The following is a 16,154-nucleotide window of genomic DNA, read 5'->3' as shown; positions in this document are numbered from 1 at the left end:
CCCCGCTACGCCGAGCGGAAGTGGTGGTAGCGGTGGTGGGTGGCGAAACCCATGCCGTCGTACAGCGCACCGGCCGCGCCGTTGTCCGTCTCCGTCTGGAGCCAGGCCGCCGACGCCCCCTCGTCCAGCGCCTCGCGGGCCAGCGCGGTCATCACGGCCGTGGCGAGGCCACGGCGCCGGTGCTCCGGCCCCACCTCGACCGCCATGAAGCCCGCCCAGCGCCCGTCCACGACGCACCGGCCGATAGCCGCAGGGGTGTCGCTCCCGGCGTCGCCGGGCACGGTCGCGAACCACACGGACGGCCCGCTGTGCAGGACGGCGAGTACATCGGGACCCGGCGTGTCGAACCGCTGGTACCTGGACAGCCACGCCGCGTCGGCCGTGCGGCTCAGCCGCACCTGCCCGGTGTCCGCGTCCCGGTCACCGATCGGTGCCAGCGCCGCCACCCGCACCTCGGCGGACACCTCGCGCTGCCAGCCGCGCCGCTCCAGTTCCGCGCACAGCCGCTCCTGCGTGCCCTCGGCGCCGGTCGCCGTCTGGATGTACGCGGGCAGTCGACGGGCTCCGTACCACTGGCGGACGCGGTCGAGCGCGTCGTCGAGCGGAAGGCCCGGGTCGCCCAGCGGGAGGACGGAGTTGGCGCGCCGGGTGAATCCGTTCGCGGCACGCAGCCGCCAGTCGCCGAGCGGCTCGCTCACCGGCGGCTCCCAGGCACGGGCCGTGATCCGGGACAGCTCGGCGAACGAGGCCGCCGGGCCCCGGCGTCGGGCCGGGGCGGAGGGGACGACCTTCCCCGCCACCAGCGACGATTCCGGGATGTGCACGGTTTCTCCGCTCCTGAGTGTGATGGAGAGCACACGGTCGTCCCATGATGTGAGAACTCCGACCGCGTCGGTGAACTTCGGGCCCGCGTCGGCGTCGGTCGACAGCCTCCGTACGGAGACGCGTTTTCCCACGTCAGCGGGGGTGATGCGGACCTCCAGCCGTCCGCCCATGGTGAATTCCACTGCTGTGTCCGCCCCTCCTGTTCGGATCGTGCCCGGGAACGGAGATACTAGGGGCGGGCATCGACGACGCCGCGCTCCCGCGCGAGAGCCAACGCCCTACCGAGGAGGAACGACAGCGTGACCTACGTCATCGCGCAGCCTTGTGTCGACGTCAAGGACAAGGCCTGCATCGAAGAGTGCCCCGTCGACTGTATCTACGAGGGCTCACGATCCTTGTACATCCACCCGGACGAATGCGTCGACTGCGGAGCGTGTGAGCCGGTCTGTCCGGTCGAGGCCATCTTCTACGAGGACGACACCCCGGAGGAGTGGAAGGACTACTACAAGGCGAACGTGGAGTTCTTCGACGACCTCGGCTCGCCCGGCGGTGCCTCCAAGCTCGGTCTCATCGAGCGCGACCACGCGTTCATCGCCGCGCTGCCGCCGCAGAACGGCTGAGCAGCGGCCGCACAGGCGCCACCCGGTCCCGTACGGCTTGTCACCGTGCGGGACCGCGGTGTTTTCCGGCCCGGTCCGCCTCGGGGTCCACCGTGCCCGGCCACGTACGAGACATCCGACCCGCGTACGAGAAACACGAGAAAGCAGAGACCCGTGTCTGCCGCAGTCTCCTCCCGTCTCCCGGTCTTCCCGTGGGACAAGCTCACGCCCTTCAAGTCGACCGCTGCCGCCCACCCGGACGGCGTCGTGGACCTGTCCGTGGGCACGCCGGTCGACCCGGTGCCCGAGCTGGTCCAGCGGGCGCTCGCCGCCGCGTCCGACAGCCCCGGCTATCCGACGGTATGGGGGACCGAGGCGCTGCGGGACGCTCTCACGGGCTGGGTGGAACGGCGTCTGGGGGCTGTCTCCGTGGCGCACGAGAACGTCCTGCCGGTGGTGGGCTCCAAGGAACTGGTCGCCTGGCTGCCGACCCAGCTCGGCCTCGGCGCGGGCGACAAGGTGGCCTACCCGCGGCTCGCCTACCCGACGTACGAGGTGGGCGCCCGGCTGTGCGGCGCCGAACCCGTCGCGTACGACGACCCGACGGAGCTGGACCCGGCCGGACTCAGGCTGCTCTGGCTCAACTCGCCGTCCAACCCCACCGGTCGTGTGCTGCCCAAGGACGAGCTGATCCGGATCGTCGCGTGGGCCCGTGAGCACGGTGTGCTGGTCTTCAGCGACGAGTGCTATCTCGAACTCGGCTGGGAGGCCGAACCGGTCTCCGTGCTGCACCCGGACGTCTGCGGCGGTACGTACGAGGGCATCGTCGCCGTCCACTCGCTGTCGAAGCGCTCCAACCTCGCCGGATACCGCGCGGCGTTCGTCGCCGGAGACGCGGCCGTCCTCGGCGAGCTGCTGCTGATCCGCAAGCACGGCGGGATGATGACGCCGGCCCCCGTCCAGGCGGCCACGGTCGCCGCGCTCGGGGACGACAGCCATGTCGCCGAGCAGCGCGTCAGGTACGCGGAGCGGCGCGCGGCCCTGCGGTCGGCGCTGGAGGCGCACGGCTTCCGGATCGAGCACAGCGAGGCGAGCCTGTACCTGTGGGCGACGCGCGACGAGCCGTGCTGGGAGACCGTGGCGTACCTCGCGGGACTCGGCATCCTGGTGGCGCCGGGCGACTTCTACGGGCCGGCCGGTGACCACTTCGTCCGGGTGGCGTTCACGGCGACCGACGAGCGGGTGGCGGCGGCCGTCAAGCGGCTGTCCTGACGGCTCGGCGGACAGCGCGACAGCGAAGAGCCCCGGGAGTGCGGGGGCACACTCCCGGGGCCTTCGCATCACGCGGACGCTGTGGATCAGTTGAGCGGCAGGCCCTGAACGGGCAGTCCGCCCAGGCTGTCGGTCGGCAGGCCGCCGCCCACACCCTCGGTGGGCAGGCCGCCCTCGGTCGCGGAACCGGCGGCCGAGCCGAGGATCTCTCCGGCGTGGCCCGCGGTCTGGCCGGCGGCCTCCTGGGCGGCGGGAGCGGCGACGGCGCCGGCCTTGCCGACGCTCTTACCGGCGGCCGGGACGGCCGTGCCGACGATCTTGCCGCCGGTGTCGCCCGCGGCCTGGGTGCCCTGCTGGGAGGCGCTGTCGAGGGTGTTGCCGAGGCCGGCGCCGTCCAGGGCGGTGACGCCGCCCAGGTCCGGGGTCTGCGGGAGCCCCGCGGCACCTGCTGCGCCGGCCGCACCGACCACGGGGGCCGCACCTGCGGCGATCAGCAGCGCGGCGCGGGCGATCCGACGGGTCAGGGGGAGGGACATGATGCTCCTTCGACGGTGTTCAAGCAGTGATCGGACGCACTGACAACCGGTCAGGGGGCTGGGAAGGTTCGGTGGACCAAGGTAAAGACTGGGTAATGCGTCCGATAATCCGCAGGGGGAGAACCCGGGCAAACATTGCATTACGCAGTCGCCGGGCGAACCGTCACTTCCCTGTGGGCGCAAGGGAAGCGGAGTGCGCGACAAGACCACGGAGGAGGGCAGGGAAAGGGTGGCCGGGTGAGCGGCCGGTAGGCCCGCACGGGTGACGGCCCGTACTACTGCGCGAGCCGGATCCGGACCTCGGTGGTGCCCGGTTCGTCCTGCTCCGCGCGTTCCGTGCGCCAGCCCTCACCGGCGATCCAGACCTGGTCCGCGTAGGAGACCCGGTCGATCCGCAGGGCTCCGGCCCGGGCGACCGCCCAGTGCGCCAGCTCCCAGCCGCGCTTCGCCACCGCGCCGGCGGCGGCCGTCGCGGCGGGCCGCACGGGCACCGTCACCGTCCCCGCTGCCTCGGCCCCAGCCGCGAGCGCCTTCGGCAGCACGTTCTTGCCGAAGGACCGCACCAGCTCGGCCCGCACCTGCGCGGCGTCGCCGGGACCGGTCGTGGTCGCCGTGCCGGGCGAGCAGTCCAGCGTGGTGGGAGCCCGGCCGGTCAGCGCCGCCGCCAGCAGCGCCGCATCCGGCTCGTGCTTCGCGTACGCCTGCGGGAAACCACTGCGCTGTACGCGCTGTGCGGCGACGGTCAGCGGCAGCCGCGAATAGCCGGGCACCTCGGCGAGGTGGTCATAGAACTTCCCGGACGCGTACACCGGGTCCATGATCTGCTCCGGGGTCCCCCAGCCCTGCGAGGGGCGCTGCTGGAAGAGCCCGAGGGAGTCCCGGTCGCCGTGTCGGATGTTGCGCAGCGTGGACTCCTGGAGCGCCGTGGCGAGCGCGATCGTCACCGCGCGCTCCGGCATCCCGCGCGTCGTGCCGACGGCGGAGATGACGGCGGCGTTGGAGGCCTGCTCCGGACTCATCTCGTACGTATGCCCCTCGCCCCTCGTCCCTTCGGCGGACCGGACGACGCAGCGCGGCGACCCTTTGCTGCCCGATACGTACTGCACGGCCAGGTAGCCGGCCAGGGCTGTGAGCACGGCGAAGGCGGCCGTGAGGCGCAGGAAGCGGCTACGGCCCGGGCGGGGGCTTGCGGAAGTGGCGGTCCGGGGCACGGGGCCACCGTACTGGAGGGGCCGGGCGGCGTGACGCTGACGTCCCTTAGGGTCGTGTGCATGGCGGAAAGCAAGCTCGACCTCACCCTGGACGGCCCCGCGCTCACAGCTCGGCTGGTCGACTTCCCGTCGGTCAGCGGGAACGAGGAAGCCCTGGCCGACGCGATCGAGGAGGCGCTGCGCGACCTCCCCCACCTGACCGTGGAGCGGCACGGGAACAACGTCGTGGCCAGGACGGGCCTGGGCCGCGGCGAGCGCGTCGTACTGGCGGGGCACATCGACACCGTGCCGATCGCGGACAACGTTCCTTCGCGGCTGGACGAGGACGGCGTCCTGTGGGGATGCGGAACCTCCGACATGAAGTCGGGCGTCGCCGTCCAGCTGCGGATCGCGGCGACCGTGCCGGAGCCCAACCGGGACCTGACGTTCATCTTCTACGACAACGAGGAGGTCGCCGCGGACCTGAACGGCCTCGGGCACGTGGCCCAGGCCCACCCCGACTGGCTGGAGGGCGACTTCGCCATCCTGCTCGAGCCCTCCGACGGCCAGGTCGAGGGCGGCTGCCAGGGCACCTTGCGGGTCCTCCTGCGTATGGCGGGGGAGCGGGCGCACTCCGCGCGCAGCTGGATGGGCTCCAACGCGATCCACGGCGCGGCCCCGATCCTGGCCCGCCTCGCCGCGTACGAGCCGCGCCGGCCGGTCATCGACGGGCTGGAGTACCGCGAGGGCCTCAACGCCGTGGGGATCGAGGGCGGCGTCGCCACCAACGTCATCCCGGACGCCTGCACGGTCGTGGTCAACTTCCGCTACGCCCCCGACCGCAGCCCCGAGGAAGCCGTGGCACACGTCCACGAGGTCTTCGCGGACTGCGGAGTCACCGAGTTCGTCGTCGACGACCACTCCGGTGCGGCGATGCCCGGCCTGTCGCATCCGGCCGCCGCGGCGTTCATGAAGGCGGTCGGCGGCTCGGCCCAGCCCAAGTTCGGCTGGACGGACGTCTCCCGCTTCGGTGCGCTCGGGGTCCCCGCGGTCAACTACGGCCCAGGCAACCCGCTCCTTGCCCACAAGCGCGACGAGCGGGTGGACACCGAGCTGATCACCCACTGCGAGGAGCGCCTCCGCTCCTGGCTCACCAGCTGACCCCCGGCATTCCCTCGTACGTAACCTCCGTCGATCTACGCTGAGCCGACACAGGCACATTGCAGGTCGGCGGAGGGAGCAGATCATGGGCAACCCGGAGGACGCACGGATTCCCGAGGGCGCGCAGGTCCCCGAAGGAGCGGTCAGGCTTGAGGAACAACGACTCGGTCCGGTGCTGCGGCGCAGGGGCCAGGTGATGCCGGGCACGACCGATCAGCGGCTGCTCGACACCGAGGGCGACTCCGAATGGGTGCACACCGACCCGTGGCGGGTCATGCGCATCCAGTCGGAGTTCGTGGAGGGGTTCGGTGCCCTCGCCGAACTGCCGAGTGCCATCAGCGTCTTCGGCTCGGCCCGTACACCGGCCGGCAGCCCGGAGTACGAGGCGGGCGTACAGCTCGGCAAGGCCCTGGTCGAAGCGGGCTTCGCGGTGATCACGGGCGGCGGCCCCGGAGCCATGGAGGCCGCCAACAAGGGCGCCCGGGAGGCGAACGGCGTCTCGGTCGGCCTGGGCATCGAGCTGCCCTTCGAATCCGGACTGAATGAGCACGTCGATATCGGGCTCAATTTCCGGTACTTCTTCGTAAGAAAAATGATGTTCGTCAAGTACGCCCAAGGCTTCGTCGTCCTGCCGGGCGGCCTCGGCACCCTGGACGAACTCTTCGAGGCGCTGACCCTGGTCCAGACGGGCAAGGTGACCCGCTTCCCGATCGTTCTGTTCGGCACGGAGTACTGGGGCGGCCTGGTCGACTGGCTCCGGGACACGGTGGTGGCCCAGGCCAAGGCATCCGAGCGGGACCTGCTGCTCTTCCACGTCACGGACGACGTGGAGGAGGCGGTCATGCTGGTGACCAAGGAGGTCGGCCGGTAGGAGCCCGGCCGGCCCCCGCTCCCCGGTCGCCGGGCACGCACGATCGAGCCACTGGCGGCGACCGGGGAGCGGGGGCCGTGGCGGAGCCCCGGAACCTGACCCCTACGCCAGCCCCCGCCGCGCCACCGCCGGTGCCCGGTGTCCCGCGACCGACGCCACCATGTCCAGCACCTGCCGCGTCTCCGCCACCTCGTGCACCCGGTACACCCGCGCCCCCAGCCACGCCGACACCGCCGTCGTCGCCAGCGTGCCGACGAGCCGCTCCTTGACGGGCCGGTCGAGGGTCTCCCCGACGAAGTCCTTGTTGGACAGCGATACGAGCACGGGCCACCCCGTCTCCGCCATCTCACCGAGGCGACGTGTCGCCTCCAGCGAGTGCCGGGTGTTCTTCCCGAAGTCGTGACCGGGGTCGATCATGATCGCGTCGGGCCTCACCCCGAGCTCCACCGCCCGCTCGGCCAGCCCCACGGTCACCCCGAGGATGTCCGCCATCACGTCCTCGTACTCGATCCGGTGCGGCCGGGTCCGCGGCTCCGCGCCGCCCGCGTGCGTGCACACGAGCCCCGCTCCGTACCGCGCCGCGACCTGGGCGAGCTTCGGGTCGACGCCGCCCCACGCGTCGTTCAGCACATCCGCACCGGCCTCGCAGACCGCCTCGCCCACGTCGTGGCGCCAGGTGTCCACGCTGATCACCACGTCCGGGTGACGGCGCCGCACCTCGGCGACGAAGCCGACCGTGCGGCGGGCCTCCTCCGCGGCCGTCACTTCCTCACCGGGTCCGGCCTTCACCCCGCCGATGTCGATGATCGCGGCACCTTCCGACACCGCCTGCTCGACCCGGGTGAGCGCCGGCTCGTCGCTGAAGGTCGCGCCCTGGTCGTAGAAGGAGTCGGGGGTCCGGTTCACGATCGCCATGATCACCGGATCGTGCGGGCCGAATTCGCGCCGACCGAGCCTGAGCGCACCGCTTCGCATCCCGTGTTTCCTCCTCAGTAGGTCGCCTGCGACCTTAGGGTCTTCCGTTCGGATCATGCCGGACGCTGGTCCTGCTCCGGCTTGATCCAAACGAAAGACACTAACTGTCGGTGGCGCATGGCACGATCGGAGCCGGACAGGTTTCCGCTCCCGGGGAGATGCGCGTGTTCTGGTTCTTGCTGCTCACGATGGTCGTGGTGGTGGCCGCGGTCACGCTCGCGGTGGTCGGCGGAGGAGGCAGCCCCGTCCTCCAGGACGTGCCGCCGGAGCGGCTCACCGACCCGCTGCCCGCGACGCGCCCGGTCGGCCGGGCGGATGTCGACGCGCTGAGACTGCCGATGGCCGCCCGGGGTTACCGCATGGTGGACGTCGACGAGGCGCTGGACCGGCTCGGCGCCGAGCTCGCCGAGCGCGACGCGCGCATCGCCGAACTGGAATCCGCGCTCGCGGGAGCCCAGGCGACCGCGGTCAACGGCCCCGGGCTGTTCGAGCAGCCGGATCAGGAGCCAGGGCGGTACGACGGCGAATCCGGGTCGCGTCCCGGTGAGGAGGACCAGCGATGAGCACCGGAGCCGTAGCGGCCGCGGACGGCGGCCTGCGCTGCCCCTGGGGGCTGTCCACGGAGGACTACCTCGCCTACCACGACACCGAGTGGGGCCGGCCCGTCCACGGCGACGACGCCCTGTTCGAGCGGCTCTGCCTGGAAGCCTTCCAGTCCGGTCTCTCGTGGCTGACCATCCTGCGCCGCCGCGAGGGCTTCCGGAGCGCCTTCGCCGGCTTCAAGATCCCCGCGGTGGCGGAGTTCACCGACGCCGACAAGGAAAGGCTCCTCGCCGACGCCGGCATCATCCGCAACCGGGCGAAGATCGACGCCACCCTCGCCAATGCCCAGGTGCTCGCGTGCTGGGACGAGGGCGAACTCGACGCGCTGATCTGGTCGTACGCCCCCGACCCCACGACCCGCCCCGTCCCCCGCGTACTCGGCGACGTGCCGGCGGTCACCCCGGAGTCCACCGCGCTGGCCAAGGAGCTCAAGAAGCGCTCGATCCGCTTCGTCGGCCCCACGACGGCCTACGCCCTGATGCAGGCCTGCGGCCTGGTCGACGACCACCTCGCCGACTGCGTCTCCCGGGGCGACACGCTCTAGCTTCTAGGGCGTGTTTCGAAAGTCCCGCCTGCTCGGCGGCGTCTGGCACGCACGCTCGCCGCGTTGTCGGGATCACCCCGATACATCCAGTATCGGGGCGACCCTCCGCCTTGCGATCGCACGCACCAGACGCCGCCGAGCCCGCCCTCCGGGCGGACGGCGCTACTTTCGAAACACGCCCTAGCGCCCCAGGTACGTGGGACGCTCCTTGGCCAGGAACGCCCGTACGGCGATGGTGTGGTCCTGCGACGCGCCCGCGCGGGTCTGGAGTTCGTCCTCCTTCTCCAGCGTCTCCGGGAGCGTGTGGGCCGCGCCGTAGGCCATGGACGCCTTGAGCGAGGCGTACGCCACCGTCGGACCGTCCGCCAGGGCGCGGGCCACGGCGATGGCCTCCTTCGCCAGATCGGCTGCGGGCACGACCTTGTTGGCGATGCCCAGGTCGTACGCCTCCTGCGCGGAGAACGTGCGCGGGAAGAAGAGCAGATCGGCGGCGCGGCTCTGCCCGATGAGCCTGGGCAGCGTCCAGGAGACGCCCGAGTCGGCCGTGAGGGCGACCCCGGCGAAGGACGTGTTGAACGCGGCGGTGTCCGCCACCACGCGGTAGTCGGCGGCCAGGGCGAACCCGAGACCCGCCCCCGCGGCGATCCCGTTGACCCCGGCGACCACGGGCTTCTCCATATCGGTGAGCGCCCGGACGATGGGGTTGTAGTGCTCCTGGACGGTGCTCAGCGCGTTCCCGCCGCCCTCGGAGACCTCGGCGAGTTTGGAGACGTGCTCCTTGAGGTCCTGGCCGACGCAGAAGGCGCGCCCGGTGGCGGTGAGGAGAACCGCGCGCACCGCTTTGTCGTCCGCCACCTTCCGCAGGGCGTCCCGCAGGGCGACCTTGGCCTCCGTGTTCATGGCGTTCATCGCGTCGGGACGGTTGATGGTGATCGTCGCGAGTCCGTCGCTCACGTCCATGAGCACCGTGTCCGCCATGGTGTCGGCCATTCTGATGTCCCCTTACGGCTCCAGGATTGTGCCTGTCCAGGCAAGCATGGCCGACGTCCGTCGGCGTGGGCATGTGACCTGCGTCTAACAATTGGCTCTCACCTGGGGTCGGAAGGCGCCGCAGTATCGCAGCCGAGCTGCCGTATTGGGTGGTTTTGAGAGAGCGCGTTGCGCAAGCGATGCCGACGATGTTGGTCATCGGGGTCTTTGATGCGGGATAATGGCCAAGAAGCAATGTGTTCGATGCCGGTGAGGCAGCGCCTGTCATGGGGCCGCCGGTTGCGATGAGCTGGTTTCAGGAAGGGGAACGAGCATGGCGGCCATGAAGCCGCGGACGGGCGACGGCCCGCTCGAGGTGACAAAGGAGGGGCGGGGCATCGTCATGCGCGTTCCGCTCGAAGGCGGCGGTCGGCTTGTCGTCGAGCTGACGCCGGACGAAGCCGATGCACTCGGCGATGCCCTCAAGAAGGTCGTCGGCTGACGCAGAGACGCCTGATCACTTCACTTCGCGACTGCCCCGGCACGGACTCCGTGCGGGGGCAGCCGTGTTGAGGGGACCATGGGAAACCAGGGTGCGTGGCCCCTGGGGTGCAGGAACGCCCGGCCCCGCAGGGAACCGCTCAGCCGCGCCGGACCGCGCAGAGCAGCCCGTCGCCGACCGGCAGCAGCGTCGCCATCAGTTCCTGGCTCTCCCGCACGGCACGCAGCAGCTCACGCAGCCGCAGCACCTCGGCGGGCTGGGCAGCGGAGTCGACCGTACGGCCGTCCGCGAACATGCCCTCGAAACAGACCAGGCCGCCCGGTCGCAGCAGGCGCAACGATTCAGCGAGGCAGTCGAGGCTCTCCAGCCGGTCGCCGTCGCAGAAAACGAGGTCGTAGCCCCCGTCCGCGAGGCGCGGCAGGACATCCAGGGCGCGCCCCGGGATGAAGCGGGCCCGGTTCGTGGCGAAGCCGGCCGCGCGGAACGCCTGGCGGGCGAACTGCTGGCGCTCAGGCTCCGGATCGACCGTGGTCAGTACGCCGTCCGGCCGCATCCCGTGCAGCAGATAGATGCCGGACACGCCGGTGCCGGTGCCGATCTCGGCCACCGCTTTGGCGTCCGCGGTGGCAGCGAGCAGGCGCAGTGCGGCACCGGTGCCCGGGGACACCGAGCGGAGCCCTGTCTCGTGGGCCCGTTCCCGGGCCCAGCGCAGAGCTTCGTCCTCGGCGACAAAGGCGTCGGCGAACGCCCAGCTCGTCTGCCGGTTGGCGGTAATGACCCTCTCCTGACCCCGTAGTTGGCGCAACGGTGACTGTATCCGCTGAACCCGGGAACCCGCAGATGGGACCGGGCGTTATGCAAGGACGTGGGGAAGTGCCTGGACCGGGCCCGCGTATCGGGCCCGGAATCGTGCGCCGCCGGGCGGGTCCGGCCCAGTCCCCAGCAGGAAAAAGGCTTATCCGGAGCTAACGGGCGAGGTGGCTATGGTAGGGGCTCCACTGGACACCACCAGAGCCGACAGGGGAGGTGCGGCTGCGCCTGTGGACCGCAGAGGAGTGCTGAGGCGCTTGCTCGGGTCGGCGGGTGAGCCGAAATCCGTGACCAACTTTGCTGACCGTTCTTCCAACGCTTCCGCACCCACCGCGACGTTCGCCTCGGATGCGGAACCCCAGGCGTGGACCCCGCCCTCATGGGAAGAGATCGTCAGCACGCACAGCGGTCGCGTGTACCGCCTTGCCTACCGGCTGACGGGCAACCAGCACGACGCGGAGGACCTCACCCAGGAGGTCTTCGTCCGTGTCTTCCGGTCGCTCTCGACCTACACACCCGGCACTTTCGAGGGCTGGCTGCACCGCATCACGACCAATCTCTTCCTGGACATGGTGCGCCGCAAGCAGCGGATCCGCTTCGACTCGCTCGGCGACGACGCCGCCGAGCGGCTGCCGAGCCGTGAGCCGTCCCCTCAGCAGGTCTTCAACGACACCCACTTCGACGCGGACGTCCAGCAGGCGCTGGACACCCTCGCGCCCGAATTCCGTGCGGCGGTCGTGCTCTGCGACATCGAGGGACTTTCGTACGAGGAGATCGCCGCGACACTCGGCGTGAAGCTCGGCACCGTGCGCAGCCGTATCCACCGCGGCCGTTCGCACCTGCGCAAGGCACTCAAGCACCGTTCGCCCGAGGCACGCGCCGAACAGCGCTCCCTGACGGACGCGGTCCTGACAGGGGAGGTCCGACCGGCGTGAGTGGCACAGGACCGACCCCCGCGGAGCAGCATCTGGGGGACCGGCTCGCCGCGCTTGTCGACGGTGAGCTGAAACACGACGCCCGTGATCGGGTCCTGGCCCACTTGGCCACGTGCTGCAAGTGCAAGGCCGAGGCCGATGCCCAGCGACGTCTCAAGAGTGTCTTCGCACAGTCGGCCCCTCCTTCACCCTCCGAAGGCTTCCTTGCCCGTCTGCAGGGCCTTCCCGGCGGCCCTGGCGGCGAGGCGGGCCCCGGTGGACCGTTCGGCGGCGGCGGACGCTTCGGTGAGGGACTCTTCCCGCTGGTACAGCCCTCCGGCAGCCGACAGGACCTGTCGTCCGGTCCCGGACCGCTCGACGGCTTCGGTTGCCTCCCCACCGTGCACGGCTCGGCGGCCGTCCTTCCCGGTGGTGTCCCCGGTTCCCCCTTCCGGATACATGAGGTGAGCCGGGCGGCCGAACGTTCGGCGTGGCGGGGACGCAGGTTCGCGTTCGCCGCGGCCAGCGCCGTCTCGCTCGCCGCCATCGCACTGGGCGGCACGCTTCCGCTCGACTCCACGACCGAGACCCCCTTCCGCGCGGAGGGCGCCGGCCGCGCTGTCACCCCGCTCGACGCCGAAGCGCGGGCCGAGGGCGGCAACGCGACGGCCGGCCGCAGCGGAGGCGGAGGCGGTGCGCTCGCCGTCAACGGTGACCGCGCGGCCTCCTCGTACCCGTCGGCCGCCCCGCTGCCTCCCGGCGAGCCCCCGGTCGTACCGCAGGCCACGCCGCCGGTGTTCACGACGGCTCCTTCCCTGATCGACGCGTCGCACTTCTCAGGGCAGGCGTTCGCACTCCCCGTGCTGAACGTGTCCCTGCCCCCGCTGATACGACCGACGGAGATCAGTCCGCTGCTCACTCCGTCGGCACGTGCCACGGCCTCTCCGCAGGCGTCCGGGCCCACCGCGAAGGCCTCCGCCTTCGTTCTTCCCAACGATCACGCACTGCCCCTTTTCCCCCGGCGCTGACGGGGACCCTGCGCAGAGATTCGCAAACCTGGTTGAATTCCGGGAGGGACACCCCTGTGGGGACGTGCAGAGGCCAGTTGTGGGGAGAACATGGACGACGGGAAGCCCACTGGGCCGAAGGCGAAGTGGTGGAGCCGCCCCACGACGGGGCGCGCCGGCCGCAGCGGGCCTGGGGACCCGATTCCCGCCGAGGACATGACGGGAGCCACCGGCCTCGTCGGTGCCCCGCCCGCGGACGGGGAAACGACCGGACGGATACCCGCCGTGCCGTCCGAGCCGGCCACCTCCGTCGTACCGTCCGAACCGGTCGCCGTGGAGACACCGGCGCCTGCTCCCCGCGCGCAGCCGCTGCACGCGCCGGACGAGTACAGCACCCCGCCCTACGGCGGCCCCGGCCCCTGGGCCCCCGCGCCGCCCGTCCAGCGCCCCGTCCCCACCCCGGCCCACGGCACGCCCGTACCGCCGCCCTACGCGGGAACGGGGACGAACGGCCACGGGATCGCCGCCGATCCCGGGCACACCTTCGAGCCTCCGCACCTGCGGCAGCCCCACGCCCAGCAGCAGCCGCCCTACCCACAGCAGCCCGGCACCCACCAGCCGCAGCCGCACGCCCAGCAGCAAGCCCAGCACCCCACGTCCTCGCAGTGGCTCCAGTACGACCCGTGGGGCGTGCCCCGCCAGCCTTTGACCGCGCCCGGTCCGCCCACCGGGACGGACATCGGGCGCCGGAAGCGCCGGGGCGGGTCCGCCCTCCTCGGGATCATGCTGATCGCGCTGGTCGCGGGCGGCGTAGGCGGCGGGATCGGTGCCTATGTCGAGCGCACCGGAGGCCTGACCTCCGTCGAGCTTCCGCAGGCCGGCCGTGACAGCGGTGGCAGGCCGGCCGACAGCGTCGCCGGAATCGCCGCCAGCGCCCTGCCCAGCGTGGTCACCCTCCACGTCAGCGGCGCCGGCGAGTCGGGCACCGGAACCGGCTTCGTCCTCGACAAGGACGGACACATCCTCACCAACAACCACGTCGTCGCCCCCGCCGGAGGCAGCGGCGACATCACGGTCACGTTCAGCGGCGGGGAGACCGCGAGCGCCGAGATCGTGGGCAAGGACAGCGGCTACGACCTGGCCGTCGTCAAGGTCAAAGGGGTGTCCGGGCTCAAGCCCCTCGCGCTCGGAAACTCGGACAACGTGCAGGTCGGTGATCCGGTGGTGGCCATCGGAGCCCCGTTCGACCTGTCCAACACGGTGACCTCCGGCATCATCAGCGCCAAGGAGCGGCCCATCACCGCGGGCGGCGAGAAGGGCGACGGCACCGACGTCAGTTACGTCGACGCGCTCCAGACCGACGCCCCGATCAACCCGGGGAACTCGGGCGGCCCGCTCGTCGACTCCGAGGCGCACGTCATCGGCATCAACAGCGCCATCCGGGCCGCGGACAGCGGAAGTGCGCTGGACGGCGGCCAGTCCGGCTCCATCGGCCTCGGCTTCGCCATACCGATCAACCAGGGCAAGCGGGTCGCCGAGGAACTGATCAACACCGGTAAGGCCACGCATCCGGTGATCGGCGTCACGCTGGACATGAAGTACGCGGGCGACGGCGCCAAGGTCGGCACGAAGGGCGCCGACGGCGGATCCGCCGTCACCTCGGGCGGCCCCGGGGCCGAGGCGGGCATCAAGCCGGGCGACATCATCACCGAGGTGGACGGCGCGCGGGTGCACAGCGGCGAGGAACTGATCGTCAAGATCCGCGCCCACCGCCCCGGCGACCGGCTCGGCATCGGGCTGACCCGTGGGGGCAAGGACCTCTCCCTGACCGTGACACTCGGTTCGGCAAGCGGCACGTAACGGCCACCGGAAGGTACCGCCCGGACAGCTTCGACGGGTACCGTGGAGCGAATCCGGGCCGCGTACGGCCTGCTGGCGCAGAACACGCGGAGAACACGAGGAGCAACAAGGTGTTCAATGACATAGGCGCACTCGAGCTGCTGACGCTCGTGGTTCTCGCCGTGCTGGTCTTCGGCCCCGAGAAGTTGCCGAAGGTCATCCAGGACGTCACGCGCACCATCCGCAAGATCCGCGAGTTCTCGGACAGCGCGAAGGAAGACATCCGCTCCGAGCTCGGCCCGCAGTTCAAGGACTTCGAGTTCGAGGACCTCAACCCCAAGACGTTCGTCCGTAAGCAGCTCATGGACGGCGACGACGAGCTGGGGCTGAAGGAGATCCGCGAGAGCTTCGACCTGCGCAAGGAGATGGCCGAGGTCACCGACGCGGTGAACGGCCGCGAGAGCGTGGCGTCGGCCGGTGCCGCAGCCGGTGCCGCGGCTGCCTCGACGAAGGCCGTGGCCGATCCGGTGGCCACCCCCGACCTGCTGAAGAAGCCGGCGCAGCCCGCGAAGGACGAGCGTCCGCCCTTCGACGCCGACGCCACCTGAGGATCGACCGCCTGGTGGCAGCCCGGGCCGGGGTGCGTCCGGACCGGGCGCTGAGCCGGTCCAGTGACCCGGCGACAGGCTCGAAGACCGGCCAATCCCGACTCGTCCGGACCGTATCGCTATTCTCCATCTGTCCGGTTGCGTGGATGTCCACCCCGTGAAGGGGCGGGCCGCTCCGGATCTTTGACAGATCGAGGAGGCGGCCGGGCAGATGGAGACGACGAGTCGGGTAGGGGCGGATGGTGCGCCCAGCACAGTCACCGCAGAGGGGGTGCCGACGGCCCGGCGTACGGTCGACGGCTATCTGCAGGCGCCGTTCCCCTGGTACGGGCTGGACGAGGCCTTCGCGGGCCCGCGCTGGCTGATGCAGGTGGGCACCGCGGCGGACGGCACGGTGCAGCACGGTTCCACGGGGCACGGCGACGAGCCCTCGGTCCGCTCGGACGCGAGTGCCGAGAAGGAGCGTTTCGCGGTCGTCGTGACCGTGGCCGCCAGTCCGGTGCGGCACAGCGGTGACGGCACGGGCGTCCTGGACGCCACCACGGTGTCCTCGGCTGCCTGGCTCGCCGGGTCGGGCCTGCTCGCGTACACCTGGCCGCCGCAGCTCGACCACATGCTGCGCGACGACTGGCTGGACCAGCAGACCGAGACCGCCTTCGAGCTCGCCGACGACCTCGGCAACGCGCCCTGGTCGACGCTGTCGCTCCCGGTGGACGGTGTGCCGGTGGAGTTCCACTACCGCGAGTCGGAGTTCGGCTGGGTGCTGGCCGGTTCGGCGCACAACGGCGTCCACATCGGGGCGTACGGGCGCGGGATGAGCGCCTACGGGCTGGGCTTCTCGGTGATCGCCGACATCGAGGCGTACAGCTGACCTGCCCCGCGGGACGCGTGGAAGGGGGCGGTCTCCGAGGAGGCCGCCCCCTTCCACG

The 16,154-nt window shown here is 71.3% G+C and carries 18 protein-coding genes; 12 read left to right on the top strand and 6 right to left on the bottom strand.

Features of this window, described 5'->3' with window-relative positions; all coding sequences use genetic code 11:
• Positions 1–5 precede the first annotated feature (5 nt).
• The gene (locus F0344_RS11350; RefSeq protein ID WP_185298662.1) at positions 6–1,007 is read right to left on the bottom strand and encodes a GNAT family N-acetyltransferase; all 1,002 of its coding nucleotides are present in this window, start codon (positions 1,005–1,007) and stop codon (positions 6–8) included.
• 117 nt (positions 1,008–1,124) lie between these two features.
• On the opposite strand from F0344_RS11350, the gene fdxA reads away from it, so the two are divergent.
• Together fdxA and dapC are read left to right on the top strand one after the other, a co-directional pair.
• Positions 1,125–1,445 carry a ferredoxin gene (fdxA, locus tag F0344_RS11345; RefSeq protein WP_031091138.1) on the top strand — a complete coding sequence of 107 codons (321 nt, stop codon included), beginning with the start codon at positions 1,125–1,127 and terminating at the stop codon, positions 1,443–1,445.
• A gap of 153 nt (positions 1,446–1,598) precedes the next feature.
• Entirely contained in the window at positions 1,599–2,696 is a 1,098-nt protein-coding gene (gene dapC, locus F0344_RS11340) for a succinyldiaminopimelate transaminase (RefSeq protein WP_185298661.1), read from the top strand.
• Positions 2,697–2,782: 86 nt separating this feature from the next.
• Here the strand turns inward: dapC and F0344_RS11335 are convergent, their stop codons facing one another.
• Complete coding sequence (locus F0344_RS11335) at positions 2,783–3,232, bottom strand: ATP-binding protein (RefSeq protein WP_185298660.1); 450 nt, start codon at positions 3,230–3,232, stop codon at positions 2,783–2,785.
• Positions 3,233–3,507: 275 nt separating this feature from the next.
• Positions 3,508–4,443: a hypothetical protein gene (locus tag F0344_RS11330; protein WP_185298659.1), complete on the bottom strand. Its 936-nt coding sequence runs from the start codon at positions 4,441–4,443 to the stop codon at positions 3,508–3,510.
• 60 nt (positions 4,444–4,503) lie between these two features.
• Between F0344_RS11330 and dapE the strand changes: the two genes are divergently transcribed.
• Together dapE and F0344_RS11320 are read left to right on the top strand one after the other, a co-directional pair.
• A complete protein-coding gene (gene dapE, locus F0344_RS11325; RefSeq protein WP_185298658.1) occupies positions 4,504–5,583 on the top strand; it encodes a succinyl-diaminopimelate desuccinylase in 1,080 nt (359 codons plus the stop codon).
• Positions 5,584–5,668: 85 nt separating this feature from the next.
• Entirely contained in the window at positions 5,669–6,454 is a 786-nt protein-coding gene (locus F0344_RS11320) for an LOG family protein (RefSeq protein ID WP_185298657.1), read from the top strand.
• Between the two features lie 102 nt (positions 6,455–6,556).
• Here the strand turns inward: F0344_RS11320 and folP are convergent, their stop codons facing one another.
• On the bottom strand, positions 6,557–7,429 hold the full coding sequence (folP, locus tag F0344_RS11315; RefSeq protein WP_185298656.1) for a dihydropteroate synthase: 873 nt from the start codon (positions 7,427–7,429) through the stop codon (positions 6,557–6,559).
• A 158-nt stretch (positions 7,430–7,587) separates the two neighbouring features.
• Between folP and F0344_RS11310 the strand changes: the two genes are divergently transcribed.
• Together F0344_RS11310 and F0344_RS11305 are read left to right on the top strand one after the other, a co-directional pair.
• Positions 7,588–7,992, top strand: coding sequence for a DivIVA domain-containing protein (locus F0344_RS11310; RefSeq protein WP_185302630.1), 405 nt, complete (start codon positions 7,588–7,590; stop codon positions 7,990–7,992).
• Positions 7,989–8,576: a DNA-3-methyladenine glycosylase I gene (locus F0344_RS11305; protein ID WP_185298655.1), complete on the top strand. Its 588-nt coding sequence runs from the start codon at positions 7,989–7,991 to the stop codon at positions 8,574–8,576. The genes F0344_RS11310 and F0344_RS11305 overlap by 4 nt, the downstream gene beginning before the upstream one ends.
• Before the next feature lie 180 nt (positions 8,577–8,756).
• Here the strand turns inward: F0344_RS11305 and chcB are convergent, their stop codons facing one another.
• Positions 8,757–9,566 carry a 2-cyclohexenylcarbonyl CoA isomerase gene (gene chcB / locus F0344_RS11300; protein ID WP_185298654.1) on the bottom strand — a complete coding sequence of 270 codons (810 nt, stop codon included), beginning with the start codon at positions 9,564–9,566 and terminating at the stop codon, positions 8,757–8,759.
• Between the two features lie 313 nt (positions 9,567–9,879).
• Here chcB and F0344_RS11295 point away from each other — a divergent pair, with 313 nt between their 5' ends.
• Positions 9,880–10,047 (top strand): DUF3117 domain-containing protein, encoded by a 168-nt coding sequence (locus F0344_RS11295; RefSeq protein WP_003966491.1) that lies wholly within the window; start codon positions 9,880–9,882, stop codon positions 10,045–10,047.
• A 139-nt stretch (positions 10,048–10,186) separates the two neighbouring features.
• Here F0344_RS11295 and F0344_RS11290 read toward each other — a convergent pair whose 3' ends face one another.
• The gene (locus F0344_RS11290) at positions 10,187–10,852 is read right to left on the bottom strand and encodes an O-methyltransferase (RefSeq protein ID WP_185298653.1); all 666 of its coding nucleotides are present in this window, start codon (positions 10,850–10,852) and stop codon (positions 10,187–10,189) included.
• A gap of 178 nt (positions 10,853–11,030) precedes the next feature.
• Here F0344_RS11290 and sigE point away from each other — a divergent pair, with 178 nt between their 5' ends.
• From sigE to F0344_RS11265, 5 genes are all read left to right on the top strand, one after another.
• Positions 11,031–11,792: an RNA polymerase sigma factor SigE gene (gene sigE / locus F0344_RS11285; RefSeq protein ID WP_185298652.1), complete on the top strand. Its 762-nt coding sequence runs from the start codon at positions 11,031–11,033 to the stop codon at positions 11,790–11,792.
• Positions 11,789–12,799 (top strand): anti-sigma factor family protein, encoded by a 1,011-nt coding sequence (locus tag F0344_RS11280; protein ID WP_258049857.1) that lies wholly within the window; start codon positions 11,789–11,791, stop codon positions 12,797–12,799. Before sigE ends, F0344_RS11280 begins: the two co-directional genes overlap by 4 nt.
• A gap of 90 nt (positions 12,800–12,889) precedes the next feature.
• Entirely contained in the window at positions 12,890–14,638 is a 1,749-nt protein-coding gene (locus F0344_RS11275; RefSeq protein WP_185298651.1) for a S1C family serine protease, read from the top strand.
• A gap of 110 nt (positions 14,639–14,748) precedes the next feature.
• The gene (locus F0344_RS11270; protein ID WP_185298650.1) at positions 14,749–15,225 is read left to right on the top strand and encodes a sec-independent translocase; all 477 of its coding nucleotides are present in this window, start codon (positions 14,749–14,751) and stop codon (positions 15,223–15,225) included.
• A 211-nt stretch (positions 15,226–15,436) separates the two neighbouring features.
• A complete protein-coding gene (locus F0344_RS11265) occupies positions 15,437–16,096 on the top strand; it encodes a hypothetical protein (protein ID WP_185298649.1) in 660 nt (219 codons plus the stop codon).
• The last annotated feature ends 58 nt before the right edge of the window (positions 16,097–16,154 follow it).

Origin of the sequence: Streptomyces finlayi, assembly GCF_014216315.1 — a bacterium.
Classification (GTDB): Bacteria; Actinomycetota; Actinomycetes; order Streptomycetales; family Streptomycetaceae; genus Streptomyces; species Streptomyces finlayi_A.
The sequence above is the reverse complement of the archived record's forward strand: the minus strand, read 5'-3'. Positions and strand labels throughout refer to the sequence as shown.